This window comes from Sphingomonas sp. BK069 (assembly GCF_014193405.1).
Classification (GTDB): Bacteria; Pseudomonadota; Alphaproteobacteria; order Sphingomonadales; family Sphingomonadaceae; genus Sphingomonas.
The window spans coordinates 534,644-550,797 of the sequence record NZ_JACHZH010000001.1 but is presented as its reverse complement, the minus strand read 5'-3'; the positions used below and the strand labels follow the sequence as shown (position 1 = coordinate 550,797).

Below are 16,154 nucleotides of genomic sequence, written 5' to 3'. Positions count from 1 at the left end.
CCTCTTTCAATTGGGGGGTAGGTTTCGAATTGCTGAACGCAGGTAGAACGGGCTCGCTCCCGTGGCAAGGGTGCGAATGGCTCGCGACACCCCCCTCGCCTTAGCGTTTGCCGTCCCGGTGGCTCAGACCATCGCCATGCCGCCGTTCACGTGCAGCGTCTGGCCGGTCACGTAACCCGCCTCGCGCGACGCCAGATACACCACCGCGGCGGCGATGTCCTCGCCGCTGCCGAGATCGCCCGCGGGGATGCGGCCGAGCAGCGCGCTCTTCTGCGCCTCGGGCAGCACGTCGGTCATGGCGGAGCGGATGAAGCCCGGCGCAACGCAGTTGACGGTGATATTGCGGCTGGCGAGCTCCTGCGCCAGCGCCTTGGACATGCCGACCAGCCCGGCCTTGGAGGCGGCGTAATTGGCCTGGCCCGGGTTGCCCGTCTGCCCCACCACCGAGGTGATCGACACGACGCGGCCGAAGCGCGCCTTCATCATCGGCTTGGCGGCGGCGCGGATCAGGCGGAAGGCGGCCTCGAGGTTGACCCGGATGACCTGGTCCCACTCGTCGTCCTTCATCCGCATCGCGAGATTGTCGCGCGTGACACCGGCGTTGTTGACGAGCACGTCGAGCTTGCCGAGCGCCGCGACCGCGCGCGGCACCAGCGCGTCGACCGCGGCCGCGTCGGACAGGTCGCAGGCGAGCGCGACATGATCACCGCCGAGCTCGTCGCGGAAGCGCTCCAGCTTGTCGGGGTTCGAACCCGACAGCGCGAGGCGGGCGCCCTGCGCGGCGAGGCCGCGCGCGATGGCGGAGCCGATCCCGCCGGAGGCGCCGGTGACCAGCGCGGTCATGCCTGAGAGATCGAACATGCTTCACTCCGTATTTTGGTTCACGCGGAGGCGCGGAGACGCGGAGGGTCGATAGCGGTTGACGATCCGTCGCACCCCCTCCTTCAACGTCTCACCCCCGAAGTTGATGAGCAGCCCGACGGGCTGCTCGATGAGTCTCAGATATGTCAGAAGCTGCTTGCCGTGTACCGGCACCAGCTTCTCGACCGATTTCACCTCGACCACTAATCGGTTGTCGACCAGCAGGTCGATCCGAAAGGCCGCCGGAAAGACCTGCCCTTCGAAGCAGATGTCGACCGGGTGCTGCCGGGAGACAAGATAGCCGAGCGCCGCCAGACGCGCCGCGAGCACCCTCTCATAGACGCTTTCCAACAAGCCCGGTCCAAGCTCGCGGTGAAGACGAAGCGATAGGTCGAGAACGTCACCGCTGATCGCGCCGATATCCCTCACTTCTTCTCCGCGTCTCCGCGCCTCCGCGTGATCTCACATCCTTTTTAGCAGCGCCTCGACGTCGTCCATCGATACCACACTGACCGCCTCGACATCCGGCGCGATGCGCTTGACCATCGGCGCGAGCACCTTTCCGCCGAACTCGACGAACTCGGTCACCCCCGCCTCCACCATCGCCAGCACTGACTCGCGCCAGCGCACGCGCCCGGTCACCTGCTCCACCAGCAGCCGCCGGATCGCGCCGGGATCGGCCACCGCGGCGGCGTCGACGTTGGCGAAGACCGGCACCAGCGGCGCGCGCAGCTCGGCCTCGGCCAGCGCCGCCTCCATCGCCTGCGCCGCATCCTCCATCAGCGAACAGTGGAACGGCGCCGATACCGGCAGCAGCACCGCACGCTTGGCGCCCAGCTCCTTCGCCAGCGCGACCGCACGCTCCACCGCGAGGCGATGACCCGAGATCACAACCTGCGACGGGTCGTTGTCGTTGGCGACGGTGCAGACCAGCGGCTCGCCGCCCTCAGCGAGGATCGAGTCGACCGCGGCGCCCGCGATCGTCTCGGCCTTGGCGACGTCGGCGCCGAGCAGCGCCGCCATTGCCCCCTCGCCCACCGGCACCGCCGCCTGCATCGCCTGACCGCGCCGCTTGAGCAGCCGCGCCGTCGTGGCGAGGTCGAAGGTCTCGGCCGCGCACAAAGCGGTATATTCGCCGAGCGAATGACCCGCGACATAATCGGCCTTGTCGGCGACCATGACGCCGCCCTCGCGCGTCAGCACACGCAGGGTGGCGACGGCGTTGGCCATGATCGCGGGCTGCGCGTTCTCGGTCAGCGTGAGCTCGTCCGCCGGCCCCTCTGCCATCAGGCGGCGCAGGTTCTGGCCGAGCGCCTCGTCGACCTCGCCGAACACCTCGCGCGCGACCGCCGAGGCGTCGGCCAGCGCGGCGCCCATGCCGACTGCCTGGCTGCCCTGACCGGGGAAGATGAACGCGCGCATCGTGCCTCTCCTTGGAAAGGCTGCGCTGCTAGGGCGGCGCTCCCGGCCGGTCAACCGCGGGCCCTTGCGCGCGGAGGGGTTCTGCGGCATAGCACGCCTACTCGGGGCGGGAAGCTACGGCTTCTTCCGCCCCTTGCTGTTGCACGACAGCCGGAGGGGCGTGGCACGTGGGGTGTCCGTCAGCGATCGGCCAACATTGAGGTACATGCATGGCTCTGTACGAGCACGTGTTCCTTGCGCGCCAGGATCTGGCACAGGCGCAAGTGGACACGCTGGCGGAAGCCGCGACCAAGGTGGTCACCGACCACGGCGGCACGGTCGTCAAGACCGAGACCTGGGGCCTGCGCAGCCTCGCCTATCGCATCGCGAAGAACCGCAAGGCGCATTACGTGATGCTCGAGATCGACGCGCCGGGCGACACCGTCGCCGAGCTGGAGCGTCAGACCAGCATCAATGAAGACGTGATCCGCTACATGACCGTGCGCGTCGACGAGCACGAGCAGGGTCCGACCGTGATGATGCGCAAGCAGGAGCGCGACCGCGAGCGTCGCGGCGAGCGCGGGGAGCGTGGCGACCGCGGGGATCGTGGTGATCGGGGCGACCGTCCGCGTCGTGACCGCGAAGAGGAGAACGCATAATGGCGCGCCCGTTTTTCCGCCGCCGCAAGTCGTGCCCGTTCAGCGCCAAGGACGCGCCGCGGATCGACTATAAGGACGTGCGTCTGCTGCAGGGCTTCGTGTCCGAGCGCGGCAAGATCGTCCCGTCGCGCATCACCTCGGTGAGCGCGAAGAAGCAGCGCGAGCTGGCGCAGGCGATCAAGCGCGCCCGCCACCTGGGCCTGCTGCCCTACGTCGTGAAGTAAGGAGAAGAGCAGATGGATATCATCCTGCTTGAGCGCGTCGAGAAGCTCGGCGGCATCGGCGACGTGGTGAAGGTGAAGGACGGGTTTGCCCGTAACTACCTGCTGCCGAACAAGAAGGCGCTCCGCGCCAACGAGGCCAACCGCAAGGTATTCGAGGCCAATCGCGCGCGCATCGAGGCCGACAACGCCTCGCGTCGCTCGGACGCGGAGAAGGAGGCCGGCTCGTTCAAGGACGCGCAGGTCACGCTGATCCGTCAGTCGTCGAACACCGGCCAGCTGTACGGCTCGGTCGCGGTGCGCGACCTGGTCGAGGCGCTCGAGGCCGACGGTCACAAGGTGACCAAGAGCCAGGTCGTGCTCGACCGCCCGATCAAGGCGATCGGCGTGTACGATGTGCGCGTGCAGCTTCACCCCGAGGTGGCGGTGACCGTGAAGGTCAACGTCGCGCGCTCGCCGGAAGAGGCCGAGATGCAGGCGCAGGGCGTCGACGTCATGGCGCAGGTCTTCGAGGAAGGTCGCGACCAGGGCGGCTTCACCGAGGATTACGATCCCAACGCCGAGCCGGGCGCGACCGCCGAGGCGCAGGACGAGCCGGCGCAGGGCTGAGCCTCGCGCCACCGCTCGCGGTGAACAGAGAAGGCCCGCCCGGAGCGATCCGGGCGGGCCTTTCCGTTGGGCGCCGGGGGGGGGGGTGGGGGAAACGACGCCCGGGGGGCTCTTGGTTCAGGGCACCGTCACGACCGCGCCGACGACCGCGGCAAGCGGCACAAGTGCTAGAACTAGCGGCATAATTTTGCTCATGGCGCGACCTGTTGTAATGGATCGTCGGGGAGAATGCCTGCCGCGCGCAAAGGTTGCGGCAGGCTGAACGAAAAGGCGCTGCGACAAAGCGTTTTTGCGTGCGACGAGCGACGCTGCCGAGCGGAACGCGGGCGATCTGGGCGGGTTGATCCTGCAGTAGCGGCGACCGCGCATCGGACCGGGTGCGGCGGTCGCCTTGTATGAGCGTAAGGACATTCGGGTCGTGACGGCGACGGACAGAGACAGGAGAGAGCGCCTCACCGCGCTGGGCAAGATGCTGCGCAGGAGCGTGATGGTGCCGACCGACACCTATATCACGCACGATATCCCGCTGCTGCTGACGCGGCTGTCGCAGGTGCCGGCGAGTGGGACGAAGCGGGAGGATTAGGCTTCGCGCTATCATCTGATGGCGTCATCCCACGGCACCACTATACCGCGTCATCCCACGTCTCCATCTCCCGGCGTCATCCTGAGCTTGTCTCAGGATCCACCGGTCTGCGAGCGCCGCCGCGTTTGCTCACGCGGCACCGTGGATCCTGAAACGAGTTCAGGATTGTCTCTCAGGATTGTGGTGTAGGCTGTCGGAGCTGGAGAGCGTGCCGCGGGGTGGCCACCCCGCGGCACTTGGTGTCACGGCGTCCGGTTCAGGATCGGTCGCAACGACCGCGGTCATCATGGGACCGTGCCACCCCAGCATCGCATCGCTTGCTGACTTGGATGGGCCGCCTCTCGGTACGCCCGCAGACAATCCGAAGCATGGGAGACCATCATGACCGACAAGGCCGCCACGCGCCAGAGGGTGTTGGGGATCGACGTCTCGTGCCACCGCGTCACGCTGTACGACGAGGCCACCGGGCGCACCCACGACATCGCCAACGACATCGACAGCCTGCACGACGCGCTGGCCGGCTACACCGGCCACGCGCTGGCGGTGTGCGAGGCTACCGGCGGGCACGAGGACACGCTGCTCGCCGCGCTTCACGTGCTCGGCATCCCCGCGCACCGCGCCGACGCCGCCAAGGTAAAGGCCTATATCCGCTCGTTCGGCAAGCGCGCGAAAACCGACGCGATCGACGCGCGCTGGCTCGCGCGCTACGCGCTCGACCGCGGCGCCACGCTGCCGCGCTGGCAGCCTCCCGTGCCGGCCCAAGCCGAGCTCGCCGCGCTGGTCGCGCGCCGGCTCGACCTCGTCGCGATCAAGACCCAGGAGAGCAACCGCCTCAAGGCGCCGCGCAGCGATCTCGTCGCCGAGCACATCCGCGCGCATCTCGACCAGCTCGCCGAGCATATCGCCCGACTCGACGCGCGCATCGCCGCGCTCGTCGCCGACCAGCCCGACCTCGCCCAGCGCGCCCAGGCGTTGCGCTCGGTCCCGGGCATCGGCCCCGTGCACGCGCCGCTGCTGCTCGCCACCCTGCCCGAACTCGGTACGCTCGGCCGCCGCCAGGCCGCCAGCCTCGCCGGCTGCGCCCCCCATCCGCGCGACAGCGGCACCCGCGCCGGGCCGCGCCACCCCGCCGGCGGACGACGACAGATCAGACCAGCGCTCTTCATCGCCGCCATGGCCGCCGCGCGCGGCACCAACCCGCTCGCCGACTTCTATCGACGACTCGTCGCCACGGGCAAACCCAAGCGACTCGCCCTCGCCGCCGTCATGCGAAAGATCGTCACCATCGCCAACGCGCGCCTCCGCGACCTCCCACACCCCGCGTCACAACTGACTTGATGACGCCGGTGAGGGGTGACGGCAGCGCGCGCCCCCCCCATCACCGTCGCGCGAACAGTTTCTCGATGTCGGGGAAATCGAGCTTCACCCAGGTCGGGCGCCCGTGGTTGCACTGGCCCGAGTGCGGCGTCGCCTCCATCTCGCGCAGCAGCGCGTTCATCTCCGCCAGCGAGAGCGCCCGCCCGGCGCGGACCGAGCCGTGGCACGCCATCGTCCCCGCCACAGCGTCGAGCCGCTCGCGCAGCGACAGCGCCTCGTCGTAGGCGGCGAGCTCGTCGGCCAGGTCGGTCACCAGCGCGGTCGGGTCGCCGCTGCCGAGCAGCGCGGGGGTGGCGCGCACCAGCATCGCGCGCGCGCCGAATCGCTCGAGCTCGAGCCCGAACTCCGCCAGTTCGGCCGCACGCGCCTCGAGCCGGTCGCAGGCGGGCTCATCGAGCTCCACCACCTCGGGGATCAGCAACGCCTGGCTCGCCACGCGCCCGCCGGCGAGCGCGGCGCGCATCCGCTCCAGCACCAGCCGCTCGTGCGCGGCATGCTGGTCGACCAGCACCAGCCCGTCCTGCGCCTCGGCGACGATGTACGTCTTGTTGACCTGCCCGCGCGCGGCGCCGAGCGGAAAGTCGTCGCGCTCGGGCGGCGGCGCCCAGCTCGCCTCCGCGCGCGCCTGCGGCGGCGGCGTCAGGAAGGTGGTGCGATGCTCGCGCAGCAGCGTGCCGCCGGGCGACGGCGCGGCCATCGCCGCGTGATCGAAGCCGATCGCGGGCGCCGCGACCGCAGCGGTCGGCTCGGACCGCCACAAGGCGCCGAAGTCCGCCGGGGCCGAGTGTGCGACCCGGTGGCCCGCGGCGTCGAGCGCGCGGCGCAGCCCCGACACGATCATGCCGCGCACCAGCGCCGGGTCGCGGAAGCGCACCTCGGTCTTCGCCGGGTGAACGTTGACGTCGACCTCGCTCGCGGGGACGTCGAGGAACAGCGCCACCACGGCGTGACGGTCGCGCGGCATCATCTCGGCATAGGCACCGCGGATCGCGCCGATCAGCAGCCGGTCGCGCACCGGTCGGCCGTTGACGAAGAGATATTGGTGATCCGCGACGCCGCGGTGGAAGGTCGGCAGCCCCGCCACCCCGCCGAGCACGTGCCCATCGCGCTCGAGGTCGACCGCCACCGAATTGTCGGCGAGCGCGCGGTCGGTCAGCGCCGCGACTCGCCCCGGCCGCCCCTCCGCCGCGGGCACCGCCAGCACGCGACGGCCGTCATGCTCGACCGCGAAGGCGATATCGGGGCGTGCCATCGCGAGCCGTTTCACCACATCGAGGCAGCTGGCATATTCGGAACGCGGCGAGCGCAGGAACTTGCGCCGTGCCGGCACCCGCGCGAACAGCCCCTCCACCACCACGCGCGTGCCGGGCGGCAGCGCGGCGGGCCCGTCGCGCTCGACGGTGCCGTTGTCGACGGTGCGTGCCCAGCCCTCGGCGCCGCGCGGGCGGCTCTCGATCGTCAGCCGCGCCACCGAGGCGATCGAGGGCAAAGCCTCGCCGCGGAAGCCCAGCGTCCGCACCGCCTCGATCGCGTCGTCGGGCAGCTTGGAGGTGGCGTGGCGCTCGAGCGCGAGCGCGATCTCGTCGGGGGTCATGCCGCAGCCGTCGTCGGCCACCTCGATGCGCTCGACACCCCCGGCCGCGAGCACCACCGCGACCCGCGTCGCGCCGGAGTCGATCGCGTTCTCGACCAGCTCCTTCAACGCGCTGGCCGGTCTTTCCACCACTTCGCCCGCGGCGATGCGATTGACCAGATGCGAGGGGAGCCGGCGTATTGACACAGCGCAGCACCTAGCCCAAGCCGCCGCTTCCCGCGACCCCGCAGATAGAATTGCACGCATGATTCACGGCGGCGGCGCGCGGATCGGATATAGACGAACATGGCCGGTCAAGTCGCCCGGCGCGCACAGCAACGGACCCCAACCGCAATGGTATTCTCGCGCTTGTTCAAGATGACCTCGCACGACATGGCGATCGATCTCGGCACCGCGAACACGGTGGTGTACGTGCGCGGGCGCGGCATCGTGTTGAACGAGCCGTCTGTCGTCGCGGTCGAGACGGTCAACGGCCAGAAGCGGGTCAAGGCAGTCGGCGAGGACGCCAAGCTGATGATGGGCAAGACCCCCGGCTCGATCGAGGCGATCCGCCCGCTGCGAGACGGCGTCATCGCCGACATCGACGTCGCCGAGCAGATGATAAAATATTTCATCGAGAAGGTGCACGGGCGCCGGCGCTTCATGCGCTGGCCCGAGATCGTGATCTGCGTGCCCTCGGGCTCGACCAAGGTGGAGCGGCGCGCGATCCGCGACGCCGCGCAGAACGCGGGCGCCAGCGCGGTCTATCTGATCGAGGAGCCGATGGCGGCGGCGATCGGCGCGGACATGCCCGTCACCGAGCCGGTCGGCTCGATGGTGGTCGACATCGGCGGCGGCACCACCGAGGTGGCGGTGCTGTCGCTGCGCGGCCTCGCCTACACCACCTCGGTCCGCGTCGGCGGCGACAAGATGGACGACGCGATCGTCAGCTACGTCCGCCGCAACCACAACCTGCTGATCGGCGAGGCCACCGCCGAGCGGATCAAGCAAGAGCTGGGCTGCGCCAAGCCGCCGATCGACGGCATCGGCAAGACGGTCCACATCAAGGGCCGCGACCTGGTCAACGGCGTGCCCAAGGAAATCCAGATTAACCAGGCGCAGATCGCCGAGGCGGTGAGCGAGCCGGTCGCCGCGATCGTCGACGGCGTCCGCATCGCGCTCGAGAATACCGCGCCCGAGCTCGCCGCCGACATCGTCGACCAGGGCATCGTCCTGACTGGCGGCGGCGCGCTGCTGCAGGGGCTCGATGAGGTGCTGCGCGACGAGACCGGGCTGCCCGTGACGGTCGCGGACGACCCGCTGATCTGCGTCGCGATCGGCACGGGCCGTGCGCTCGAGGACCCGATGTTCCGCGCTGTTCTTCAGAACGGGTAAGCTCGAGGCGAGGAGATGGCGGCAATGGCGCCGTCACGGGATCGGCGTCCGGGCTTCTCGCGGCGCGCGCAATATAGTCTGTTCCTGACCTACATCCTCGGCATCGCCGGGGCGGTGGTCGGCGGCGTACTGCTCGCGCTGTCGACCTTCAACCCGGTCGCGTTCAACGCGTTGCGCTCGGCGGTCGCCGAGCTGACCGCGCCGCCCGCCGCGCTGCTGGCGGGCGCGGGGAGCCAGCTCGCCTCTGTCCCGGACGCGATCGCCAGCCACTTCCAGGTGCGCAGCGAGAACCGACAGCTGCGTGCGCGGCTGAACCAGGCGCGCGGCGCGCTGCTCGCCGGCCGCCAGGCGCAGATCGAGAATGTGCGGCTGCGACGCCTTCTCGTACTGCGCGATCGGCTACCGCAGACGATCGCGGCGGCGCGGATCGTGAGCACCAGCGCGTCGAGCACACGCCGCTTCGGGCTGCTCAACGCTGGCAGCTTCCAAGGCGTGGCGGACGGCCAGCCGGTGACGGGACCGGAGGGGCTGATCGGGCGCGTGCTGTACGTCGGCCCTGATACCGCGCGCGTGCTGCTCATCACCGACCCGGAGAGCGTCGTACCGGTCCGCCGCACCCGCGACGGCCGCCCCGCGCTGGCGGCCGGTCGCGGCGACGGGCTCGTCGACGTGCGCACGATCGACACCGCGGACGGGCGCTTCCGCCCCGGCGACCTGTTCGTCACCTCGGGCACGGGCGGCATCTTCGTCCCCGGCGTGCCGGTCGCGCGGGTGCTGCGCGCCGGTACGGACAGCGCGCCGGCGCGGCCGTTCGCGCGCCCCGACTCGCTCGACGTCGCGCTAGTGCACCGCGCCTTCATGCCGCCGCCCCCTTCCCCGCCCGCTCCCGCGCCCAAGCCGTCGCCCACTCCCACGCCTGACCCGTGACGCTCCCCGCGCGCCCGCTGTTCAAGGAACCGCTACCGCCCGGCCGCGCGCGCCTGCTCCCCTGGGCGAGCGTGCTCGCCGGCTCGCTGGCGACGACGCTGCCGTGGAATGCCTCGCTCGGGCTCCTGCCGCCGCTGGGACTGCTGATGATGCTGTCGTGGCGGCTGCTTGCGCCACTGTCGCTGCGCGTCTGGGCACCGGCGCTGCTCGGGCTGTTCGACGATCTCGTCTCGGGTCAGCCGCTCGGCAGCGCGATGCTGCTGTGGACGCTGGCCTTTTTCCTGGTCGAGGCGCTTGAGGCGCGCTCGGGCGTGCGCGACTTCGCGCAGAGCTGGGCGATCGCCGCGGTGGCGATCGCGCTCGCGCTGGCGGGGGGACGGCTATTCGCGAGCCCGCTCTCCGCCTATGTCGACGGCGTGCTCGTGATCCAGATCATCCTCTCCGTCCTGCTCTTCCCCGCCGCCGCCCGGCTGGTGGCGTGGATCGACCTCAAGCGGGCACGCTGATGGCGCGGCCGCCGCGCGTCATGACCGAGGCCGCGCAGGCCTACAGCTTCTCGCGCCGCGCGTGGCTGCTCGGCGCGGGCCAGATCGGGCTGGGCGGGCTGCTGATCGGGCGGATGGGCTATCTCGCGATCACGCAGAACGAGCATTACAACCTGCTCTCCGAGCGCAACCGCGTGAGCATGACGATGATCCCGCCGCGGCGTGGCTGGATCGTCGACCGCAACGGCCAGCCGATCGCGAGCAACCGCACCGACTTCCGCGTCGACGTCATTCCCGACCGGCTCGAGGACAAGGAGCGCACGCTGGCGCGGCTGCGCGCGCTGCTCGGGCTCGACGACGAGGAAGTGGCGCAGATCGAGGCCGAGCTGAAACACTCGCCCGGGTTCCGCCCGGTCGAGATCGCCGAGAACATCGACTGGGACCGCTTCGCCGCGGTGCAGGTGCGCCAGCCCGAGCTGCCCGGCGTGGCACCGTCGCGCGGCTTCGCCCGCCACTATCCGCAGGGCGCCGCGGTGGCGCATCTGATCGGCTATGTCGGCGCCGCGACCTCCGAACAATATAAGAAGGTGCGCGACCCGCTCTATCTCACCCCCGGCTTCAAGCTCGGCAAGGACGGGCTGGAGAAGACGATGGAGCCGCTGCTGCGCGGCACCGCCGGCGCCAAGCGCGTCGAGGTCACCGCGCGCGGCAAGCTGGTCAAGGAGCTCGCCACCCGCCCCGACGTGCCCGGGCGCACGCTGCGGCTGACGATCGACGCCGGGTTGCAGGAATATGCGGCGCGGCGGCTCGGCACCAACTCGGGCTCGTGCGTGGTGTTCGACTGCACCAACGGCGAGATGCTCGCGATGGTGTCGATGCCGGCCTATGATCCCAACAGCTTCTCCGAGGGAATCAGCCAGCTCGAGTGGAAGATGCTCAGCGAGAACGACCACGTTCCGCTGATGAACAAGGTGACCCAGGGCCTCTACCCGCCGGGGTCGACGGTCAAGCCGATGAACGGGCTGGCGCTGCTCGCCGCGGGGATCGACCCGAACGACCGCGTGTTCTGCTCGGGTGCGTTCCAGGTCGGCAACGGCGTGTGGCACTGCCACAAGCGCCACGGTCACGGCCCGCTCGATCTCAAGAACGCGATCATGCAGAGCTGCGACATCTACTTTTACGAGATGGCGCGGCGCGTCGGCTACGACAAGATCGCGCCGGTGGCGCGCGCGCTCGGGCTCGGCCAGAAGTTCGACCTGCCCTTCGCCACCCAGCGCTACGGCACCGTGCCCGACAGCGAGTGGAAGCGGCGCAAGTACAAGACCGAGTGGAAGGTCGCCGACGCGATCAACGCCTCGATCGGTCAGGGCTACGTCCTCGCCAACCCGCTACAGCTCGCGGTGATGGCAAGCCGGCTCGGCTCGGGGTTGGAGCTGCAGCCGACGCTGATCCGCGACCCGTTCAAGCCGCGCGCTCAGCCGATGGCGATCGACCCCGACCATTTCCGCCTCATCCGCGAGGCGATGTACGGCGTGGTCAACGCCGGCGGCACCGGCGGCGCGGCGCGGATGCAGGTGCCCGGCGTCGCGATCGCGGGCAAGACCGGCACCGCGCAGGTGCGCCACATCAGCACGGCGGAGCGGCGCAGCGGCGTGCTCAAGAACGGGCAGCTTCCGTTCAAGCTGCGCGACCACGCCTTGTTCGTCTGCTTCGCGCCCTATGACAATCCGCGCTACGCCGCGGCGGTGGTGCTGGAGCACAACGGCCATACCGTGCGCAACCTCGACACGCCGATGATCGGGCGCGATATCATGACCTATCTGTTCGACCGCGAGCGCGCGCTGAAGAGCCTCGCCGAGGTCGAGCCGACCTGGGGCGGCGACATCCGCACGCGGATGGCGGCGGAGGCTGCGGCCTATCGCGCCGCGCACGCCCCGCCCCCGCCGCGCCCCGACCTCGACGACGTCGCCGCCACCGGCTCGGACGCGGTCGCCGCGGCGACCGACGCATTGAACGCCACCGCCGAGGCGCAGGCGGCCGATACCGCGCGCGGCGATGGCCCCGCACGCACCGGCTCGCCCGAGCCCGACAGCGAGAGCGGGCGCGGCGACGGCGGGACCGGACGCGAGTGAGCGGCTTCGTCCCCGCCCCGCTCGCGGCGCTGCCGTGGCGCGTGCTGCTGCTGGTCGCCGGGATCGGCGGCTTCGGGCTGATCGTGCTCTACTCGGCCGCGGGCGGCAGCATGACTCCCTGGGTGGTGCCGCAGGGGCTGCGCTTCGTCGTGTTCCTCGCGGGCGCCGTGGTGCTGTCGCGCGTGCCGCTCGACTGGTGGAAGCGCTCGGCCTTCTGGATCTACGCGGTGATGCTGGTGCTGCTGATCATGGTGGAGCTGCTCGGCGCGGTGCGCGGCGGCAGCCAGCGCTGGCTCGGCTTCGGCCCGATCCGCATCCAGCCATCCGAGCTGATGAAGCTGGCGATCGTGCTGGCCTGCGCGCGCTTCTACGCGCTGCTGCCCGCGACCGAGACTCGGCGCTTCGCCGCTTTGTGGCCCGCGGCGGTGCTGATCGGGTTGCCGGCGATGATCGTGATGGCGCAGCCCGATCTCGGCACCGGGCTGATGATCTGCGCCGGCGGCGCGACCGTGATGTTCCTCGCCGGCATCCCGCTGCGGCTGTTCGCCGGCGGCGCGCTGGCCGCCGCGGTCGCGATTCCCCTCGCCTTCGAGTACGTGCTCCACGATTACCAGCGCCACCGCGTGCTGATCTTCCTCGATCCCGAGAGCGACCCGCTCGGCACCGGCTATCACATCAGCCAGTCGAAGATCGCGATCGGCTCGGGCGGACTGTTCGGCAAGGGCTTCCTGCAGGGCACGCAGAGCCACCTCGACTATCTGCCCGAGGGGCACACCGACTTCGTCTTCGCCACCATGGCGGAAGAATGGGGGTTGGCGGGCGGCGCTTTCCTGATCATCGCCTTCCTGCTCGTCATCCGCTGGGGCATCAACGTCGGCGTGCGCGCCGAAGACCGCTTCGCCAAGCTGGCCGCGGCGGGGCTCGCGACGACGATGTTCTTCTACATGGCGATCAACCTGATGATGGTGATGGGACTGGCGCCCGTGGTGGGCATCCCGCTGCCGCTGGTCAGCTTCGGTGGCTCGGCGCAGATGACGGTGCTGATCTCGCTGGGCATCCTGATGGGGATCGATCGCTCCTCCAAGTTGCGTCAGCGCTGGTGAGCGGCTTTTCTCGCCGCAGCGCGAAAATAGGGGTTTGCAAAGCCGGAGCACGTTGGTAGAGGCGCGCTTCCCGATCGCGGGGCGGCACCAACCGCTTCCTCCCCGCCGGTCACGGACGCATAGCTCAGTTGGTAGAGCAGCTGACTCTTAATCAGCGGGTCCTTGGTTCGAGCCCAAGTGCGTCCACCAGTTTTTTCAACGGCTCCGCAGCGATGCGGGGCCGTTGTGCTATGGGCCGGGACATCAACGGCCCCTTCGACGGAGACGACTCAGGCATGGCAGGCTTCAAAGCCCCCGATTTCAACGACCGCGCACAGGCGGCACGCGAGGCCAAGCAGAAGGCGCTCGAGCTGCTCAAGAACCGGCCTGCGCCCGACCCCGAGCAGGTGGCGGCGCGCGCCGCCGCGCGCGCGGCCAAGGAAGCGGCCGAGGAGGAGAAGCGCGCCGCGCACCGCGCCGCGATCGAGGCGAAGAAGGTCGCCAAGGAAGAGGCGCGCCGGCAGGCCGAGGCCGAGGCCGCCGCGGCCGAGCAGGCTGCCGCCGAGGCCGCCGCCAAGCGCGCCGTGTCGCTGCCGACCGCGGCCGAGCTCAAGGCGGCGCGCGACGCCCGCTACGCCGCCCGCAAGGCACGTCAGCGCAAGTGATCCAGCGCGAGCTGGTCGGGGTCGCCGAGGTCCCGGGCGGCCCGCCGCTGCGCCTGTTCCGGCGCGGCGCCGATCACATGATCGTGCTCGACCGCAACGAGCTGATGACCACGCGCATGAGCGGCTCGGAAGAGGCGCTCGGCACGATGACGTGCGATCGGCTTGGCGATCGTCCTGCGCCGCGATTGCTGGTCGGCGGTTACGGCATGGGCTTCACGCTCCGCGCCCTGCTCGGCCGGCTCGGTGCAGACGCCGAGATCCTCGTCGCCGAGCTGGTGCCTGGCATCATCGACTGGGCGCGCGGGCCAATGGCCGAGCTCACCGCAGGCTGCCTCGACGATCCCCGCGTCACGCTTGAGATCGGCGACGTCGGCGCGGTTATCCGGCGCGCGAGGCGTCGCTACGACGCGATCCTGCTCGACGTCGACAACGGCCCCGACGGACTGACGCGCGAGGCGAACGACTCGCTCTATCATGCGGGCGGCCTCGACGACGCGCGCGCGGCGCTGGCACCGGGCGGGGTGCTCGCGATCTGGTCGGCCGCACCCGACCCCGCCTTCGCGCGCCGGCTGGCGCGCACCGGCTTCGCGGTGGACGAGGTGAAGGTGCGCGCGCGCTCCAACGGCAAGGGCGCCACCCACGTCATCTGGTTCGCGCGCTGACCCGATCATGCGGGTCGCGGGAACACCCGCGCCGGCTGCGGCTTTACCGCTCTTCTGTAGCTGCTGCATTCAAAGGGAGACGTTATGGCCGCGAACGAGCTGGAGATCGACAACAACTCGCTGCTCGACAACATCGACGAGCGCCAGGTGGAGTTCACCGCCGAGGTCGATGGTGACGAGCAGGAGTTCGCCGTGCAATATGACGTGCTCGAGGCGCTGAGCGGCGACGCCCCGGACGGCGACGCAATCGACATGTTCAACCGCTTCGTCGACGCGATCAGCGAGGCAGCGCTCTCGGCGCTGTCGCGCGGGAATGGCACCGGTCTCGTGATCGTCAGCGAGAACGATCTGGAATAATTCGGAAAGTTCGTTTGTCGGGCGGCGCAACAACACCATTGCGCGGCTCGCCGACTCGCGTCACTCTCCTGTCACAACGATAGCCGCACGACGGCGAGGAGAGGATCATGGACGTACCCAGCGCGCTGGTAGTGGCGGTCGGCGGGATCGGGGCTCTGGCCACGCTCGGCATGGTCGTGGTGTTCGCGCGCCGCGCACCGGGGACACCGCGGCGCTGAGGGTGGTTCGAGCGGCGCGTCTCGCGAGGAAGCGAGGGGTCTTTCGAAAAGCTGAGTTTTCCTAAAAACCTTCTCCGTAAGGCGAGTGCGCGCGCAGCGCGTCGGTGGGGCGTTCGGGGTGGTGAGTCCAACAAACCTCGCGACGCGCGACACCCTCCCGTCAGGCCCTCGGCCTGCCACCTCCCCTTGCAGACGAGGACCTCTCCCGGCGAGGTTCGAGAAGTCGCCGGCAGGAGCGCCACCCCGGTCTCCCCGAGGCGGCGCCCTTACTCATTTACCTCAGGCCGCAGCAGCGTCGAAGCGACGACCCACCTCGTCCCAGTTCACCACGTCCCACCACGCCTTGAGGTAGCCCGGCCGGTCGTTCTTGTAGGTGAGGTAATAAGCGTGCTCCCACACGTCGTTCCCCAGGATCGGCGTGCCGCGGTCGCTCACCACGTCCATCAGCGGATTGTCCTGGTTCGGCGTCGACGTGACCTTAAGCTGGCCGCCCTGGTCGACGATCACCCAGGCCCAGCCCGAGCCGAACTGGCCCGCGCCCTTGGTGTTGAAATCCTCCTTGAGCTTGTCGAGCCCGCCATAAGCGTTGATCGCGTCGGCCAGCTTGCCGCTCGGCCCGCTGGTGCTGCCGGGCTTCCCCATGATCTTCCAAAAAAAGTCGTGGTTCCAATAGCCACCGCCATTGTTGCGCAGCAGCGGCGGCAGCGACGAGATCTGGCCCAGGATCTGCTCGATCGACTGGCCCTCCAGCTTCGGGTCCGCCGCGACGCCCTCGTTGAGCTTGTCGGTGTAAGCCTTGTGGTGCTTGTCGTGGTGGAAGGTCATCGTCTCCTTGGAGATGACCGGCTCCAGCGCGTCATAATCAAACGGCAGCGGCGGGAGTTCGAAAGCCATGGGATCCTCCTGTGGGTTCGCGTGCGCAACGCGACGCCCGCCCAAATGGCTCC

Annotated in this window: 18 protein-coding genes and 1 tRNA gene; 14 read left to right on the top strand and 5 right to left on the bottom strand. The window is 69.8% G+C overall.

Annotated elements, in window-relative coordinates; all coding sequences use genetic code 11:
* Positions 1-123: 123 nt before the first annotated feature.
* Genes fabG through fabD form a run of 3 tightly spaced genes read right to left on the bottom strand, consistent with a single transcriptional unit; the run spans position 124 to position 2,283 of the window.
* On the bottom strand, positions 124-861 hold the full coding sequence (gene fabG / locus FHY02_RS02880; protein ID WP_183920275.1) for a 3-oxoacyl-[acyl-carrier-protein] reductase: 738 nt from the start codon (positions 859-861) through the stop codon (positions 124-126).
* 3 nt (positions 862-864) lie between these two features.
* Positions 865-1,290 (bottom strand): GxxExxY protein, encoded by a 426-nt coding sequence (locus tag FHY02_RS02875; protein WP_183920273.1) that lies wholly within the window; start codon positions 1,288-1,290, stop codon positions 865-867.
* Between the two features lie 33 nt (positions 1,291-1,323).
* On the bottom strand, positions 1,324-2,283 hold the full coding sequence (fabD, locus tag FHY02_RS02870; protein WP_183920271.1) for an ACP S-malonyltransferase: 960 nt from the start codon (positions 2,281-2,283) through the stop codon (positions 1,324-1,326).
* Between the two features lie 209 nt (positions 2,284-2,492).
* On the opposite strand from fabD, the gene rpsF reads away from it, so the two are divergent.
* The 5 genes from rpsF to FHY02_RS02845 all read left to right on the top strand — a co-directional run bounded on the left by rpsF (position 2,493) and on the right by FHY02_RS02845 (position 5,672).
* Positions 2,493-2,921 carry a 30S ribosomal protein S6 gene (rpsF, locus tag FHY02_RS02865; RefSeq protein WP_183920269.1) on the top strand — a complete coding sequence of 143 codons (429 nt, stop codon included), beginning with the start codon at positions 2,493-2,495 and terminating at the stop codon, positions 2,919-2,921.
* Positions 2,921-3,145, top strand: a complete 225-nt coding sequence (rpsR, locus tag FHY02_RS02860; protein WP_007403456.1) for a 30S ribosomal protein S18 — start codon at positions 2,921-2,923, stop codon at positions 3,143-3,145. Before rpsF ends, rpsR begins: the two co-directional genes overlap by 1 nt.
* A 12-nt stretch (positions 3,146-3,157) precedes the next feature.
* Positions 3,158-3,751: a 50S ribosomal protein L9 gene (gene rplI, locus FHY02_RS02855; RefSeq protein WP_183920267.1), complete on the top strand. Its 594-nt coding sequence runs from the start codon at positions 3,158-3,160 to the stop codon at positions 3,749-3,751.
* A gap of 418 nt (positions 3,752-4,169) precedes the next feature.
* Positions 4,170-4,334 carry a hypothetical protein gene (locus FHY02_RS02850; RefSeq protein ID WP_183921522.1) on the top strand — a complete coding sequence of 55 codons (165 nt, stop codon included), beginning with the start codon at positions 4,170-4,172 and terminating at the stop codon, positions 4,332-4,334.
* A 381-nt stretch (positions 4,335-4,715) separates the two neighbouring features.
* Positions 4,716-5,672, top strand: a complete 957-nt coding sequence (locus FHY02_RS02845) for a transposase (protein WP_183920265.1) — start codon at positions 4,716-4,718, stop codon at positions 5,670-5,672.
* A gap of 40 nt (positions 5,673-5,712) precedes the next feature.
* On the opposite strand, the gene mutL is transcribed toward FHY02_RS02845, so the two are convergent.
* Positions 5,713-7,491 carry a DNA mismatch repair endonuclease MutL gene (gene mutL / locus FHY02_RS02840; RefSeq protein ID WP_183920263.1) on the bottom strand — a complete coding sequence of 593 codons (1,779 nt, stop codon included), beginning with the start codon at positions 7,489-7,491 and terminating at the stop codon, positions 5,713-5,715.
* A gap of 147 nt (positions 7,492-7,638) precedes the next feature.
* Between mutL and FHY02_RS02835 the strand changes: the two genes are divergently transcribed.
* The 9 genes from FHY02_RS02835 to FHY02_RS02795 all read left to right on the top strand — a co-directional run bounded on the left by FHY02_RS02835 (position 7,639) and on the right by FHY02_RS02795 (position 14,989).
* A complete protein-coding gene (locus FHY02_RS02835) occupies positions 7,639-8,679 on the top strand; it encodes a rod shape-determining protein (protein ID WP_132907502.1) in 1,041 nt (346 codons plus the stop codon).
* 24 nt (positions 8,680-8,703) lie between these two features.
* Positions 8,704-9,606: a rod shape-determining protein MreC gene (gene mreC / locus FHY02_RS02830; protein WP_183920261.1), complete on the top strand. Its 903-nt coding sequence runs from the start codon at positions 8,704-8,706 to the stop codon at positions 9,604-9,606.
* Positions 9,603-10,112, top strand: a complete 510-nt coding sequence (gene mreD, locus FHY02_RS02825) for a rod shape-determining protein MreD (protein ID WP_183920259.1) — start codon at positions 9,603-9,605, stop codon at positions 10,110-10,112. Before mreC ends, mreD begins: the two co-directional genes overlap by 4 nt.
* Positions 10,112-12,223, top strand: coding sequence for a penicillin-binding protein 2 (gene mrdA, locus FHY02_RS02820; RefSeq protein WP_183921400.1), 2,112 nt, complete (start codon positions 10,112-10,114; stop codon positions 12,221-12,223). The genes mreD and mrdA overlap by 1 nt, the downstream gene beginning before the upstream one ends.
* A complete protein-coding gene (rodA, locus tag FHY02_RS02815) occupies positions 12,220-13,326 on the top strand; it encodes a rod shape-determining protein RodA (protein WP_183920258.1) in 1,107 nt (368 codons plus the stop codon). Before mrdA ends, rodA begins: the two co-directional genes overlap by 4 nt.
* Before the next feature lie 113 nt (positions 13,327-13,439).
* Positions 13,440-13,515 (top strand) — tRNA-Lys (locus FHY02_RS02810).
* A gap of 86 nt (positions 13,516-13,601) precedes the next feature.
* Complete coding sequence (locus FHY02_RS02805) at positions 13,602-13,970, top strand: DUF6481 family protein (RefSeq protein WP_183920256.1); 369 nt, start codon at positions 13,602-13,604, stop codon at positions 13,968-13,970.
* A complete protein-coding gene (locus tag FHY02_RS02800) occupies positions 13,967-14,632 on the top strand; it encodes a spermidine synthase (protein ID WP_183920254.1) in 666 nt (221 codons plus the stop codon). Before FHY02_RS02805 ends, FHY02_RS02800 begins: the two co-directional genes overlap by 4 nt.
* An 84-nt stretch (positions 14,633-14,716) precedes the next feature.
* On the top strand, positions 14,717-14,989 hold the full coding sequence (locus FHY02_RS02795; protein ID WP_132907495.1) for a DUF1488 family protein: 273 nt from the start codon (positions 14,717-14,719) through the stop codon (positions 14,987-14,989).
* Positions 14,990-15,486: 497 nt separating this feature from the next.
* On the opposite strand, the gene FHY02_RS02790 is transcribed toward FHY02_RS02795, so the two are convergent.
* Positions 15,487-16,101, bottom strand: coding sequence for a superoxide dismutase (locus FHY02_RS02790; protein WP_183920252.1), 615 nt, complete (start codon positions 16,099-16,101; stop codon positions 15,487-15,489).
* Between the last annotated feature and the right edge of the window lie 53 nt (positions 16,102-16,154).

What these genes read in the sequence shown, in the direction of transcription:
- fabG (WP_183920275.1), bottom strand. Translation starts at nt 861, where the DNA reads ATGTTCGATCTCTCAGGCATGACCGCGCTGGTCACCGGCGCCTCCGGC.
- fabD (WP_183920271.1), bottom strand. Translation starts at nt 2,283, where the DNA reads ATGCGCGCGTTCATCTTCCCCGGTCAGGGCAGCCAGGCAGTCGGCATG.
- rpsF (WP_183920269.1), top strand. Translation starts at nt 2,493, where the DNA reads ATGGCTCTGTACGAGCACGTGTTCCTTGCGCGCCAGGATCTGGCACAG.
- rpsR (WP_007403456.1), top strand. Translation starts at nt 2,921, where the DNA reads ATGGCGCGCCCGTTTTTCCGCCGCCGCAAGTCGTGCCCGTTCAGCGCC.
- rplI (WP_183920267.1), top strand. Translation starts at nt 3,158, where the DNA reads ATGGATATCATCCTGCTTGAGCGCGTCGAGAAGCTCGGCGGCATCGGC.
- FHY02_RS02845 (WP_183920265.1), top strand. Translation starts at nt 4,716, where the DNA reads ATGACCGACAAGGCCGCCACGCGCCAGAGGGTGTTGGGGATCGACGTC.
- FHY02_RS02835 (WP_132907502.1), top strand. Translation starts at nt 7,639, where the DNA reads ATGGTATTCTCGCGCTTGTTCAAGATGACCTCGCACGACATGGCGATC.
- mreC (WP_183920261.1), top strand. Translation starts at nt 8,704, where the DNA reads ATGGCGCCGTCACGGGATCGGCGTCCGGGCTTCTCGCGGCGCGCGCAA.
- mrdA (WP_183921400.1), top strand. Translation starts at nt 10,112, where the DNA reads ATGGCGCGGCCGCCGCGCGTCATGACCGAGGCCGCGCAGGCCTACAGC.
- FHY02_RS02805 (WP_183920256.1), top strand. Translation starts at nt 13,602, where the DNA reads ATGGCAGGCTTCAAAGCCCCCGATTTCAACGACCGCGCACAGGCGGCA.
- FHY02_RS02795 (WP_132907495.1), top strand. Translation starts at nt 14,717, where the DNA reads ATGGCCGCGAACGAGCTGGAGATCGACAACAACTCGCTGCTCGACAAC.
- FHY02_RS02790 (WP_183920252.1), bottom strand. Translation starts at nt 16,101, where the DNA reads ATGGCTTTCGAACTCCCGCCGCTGCCGTTTGATTATGACGCGCTGGAG.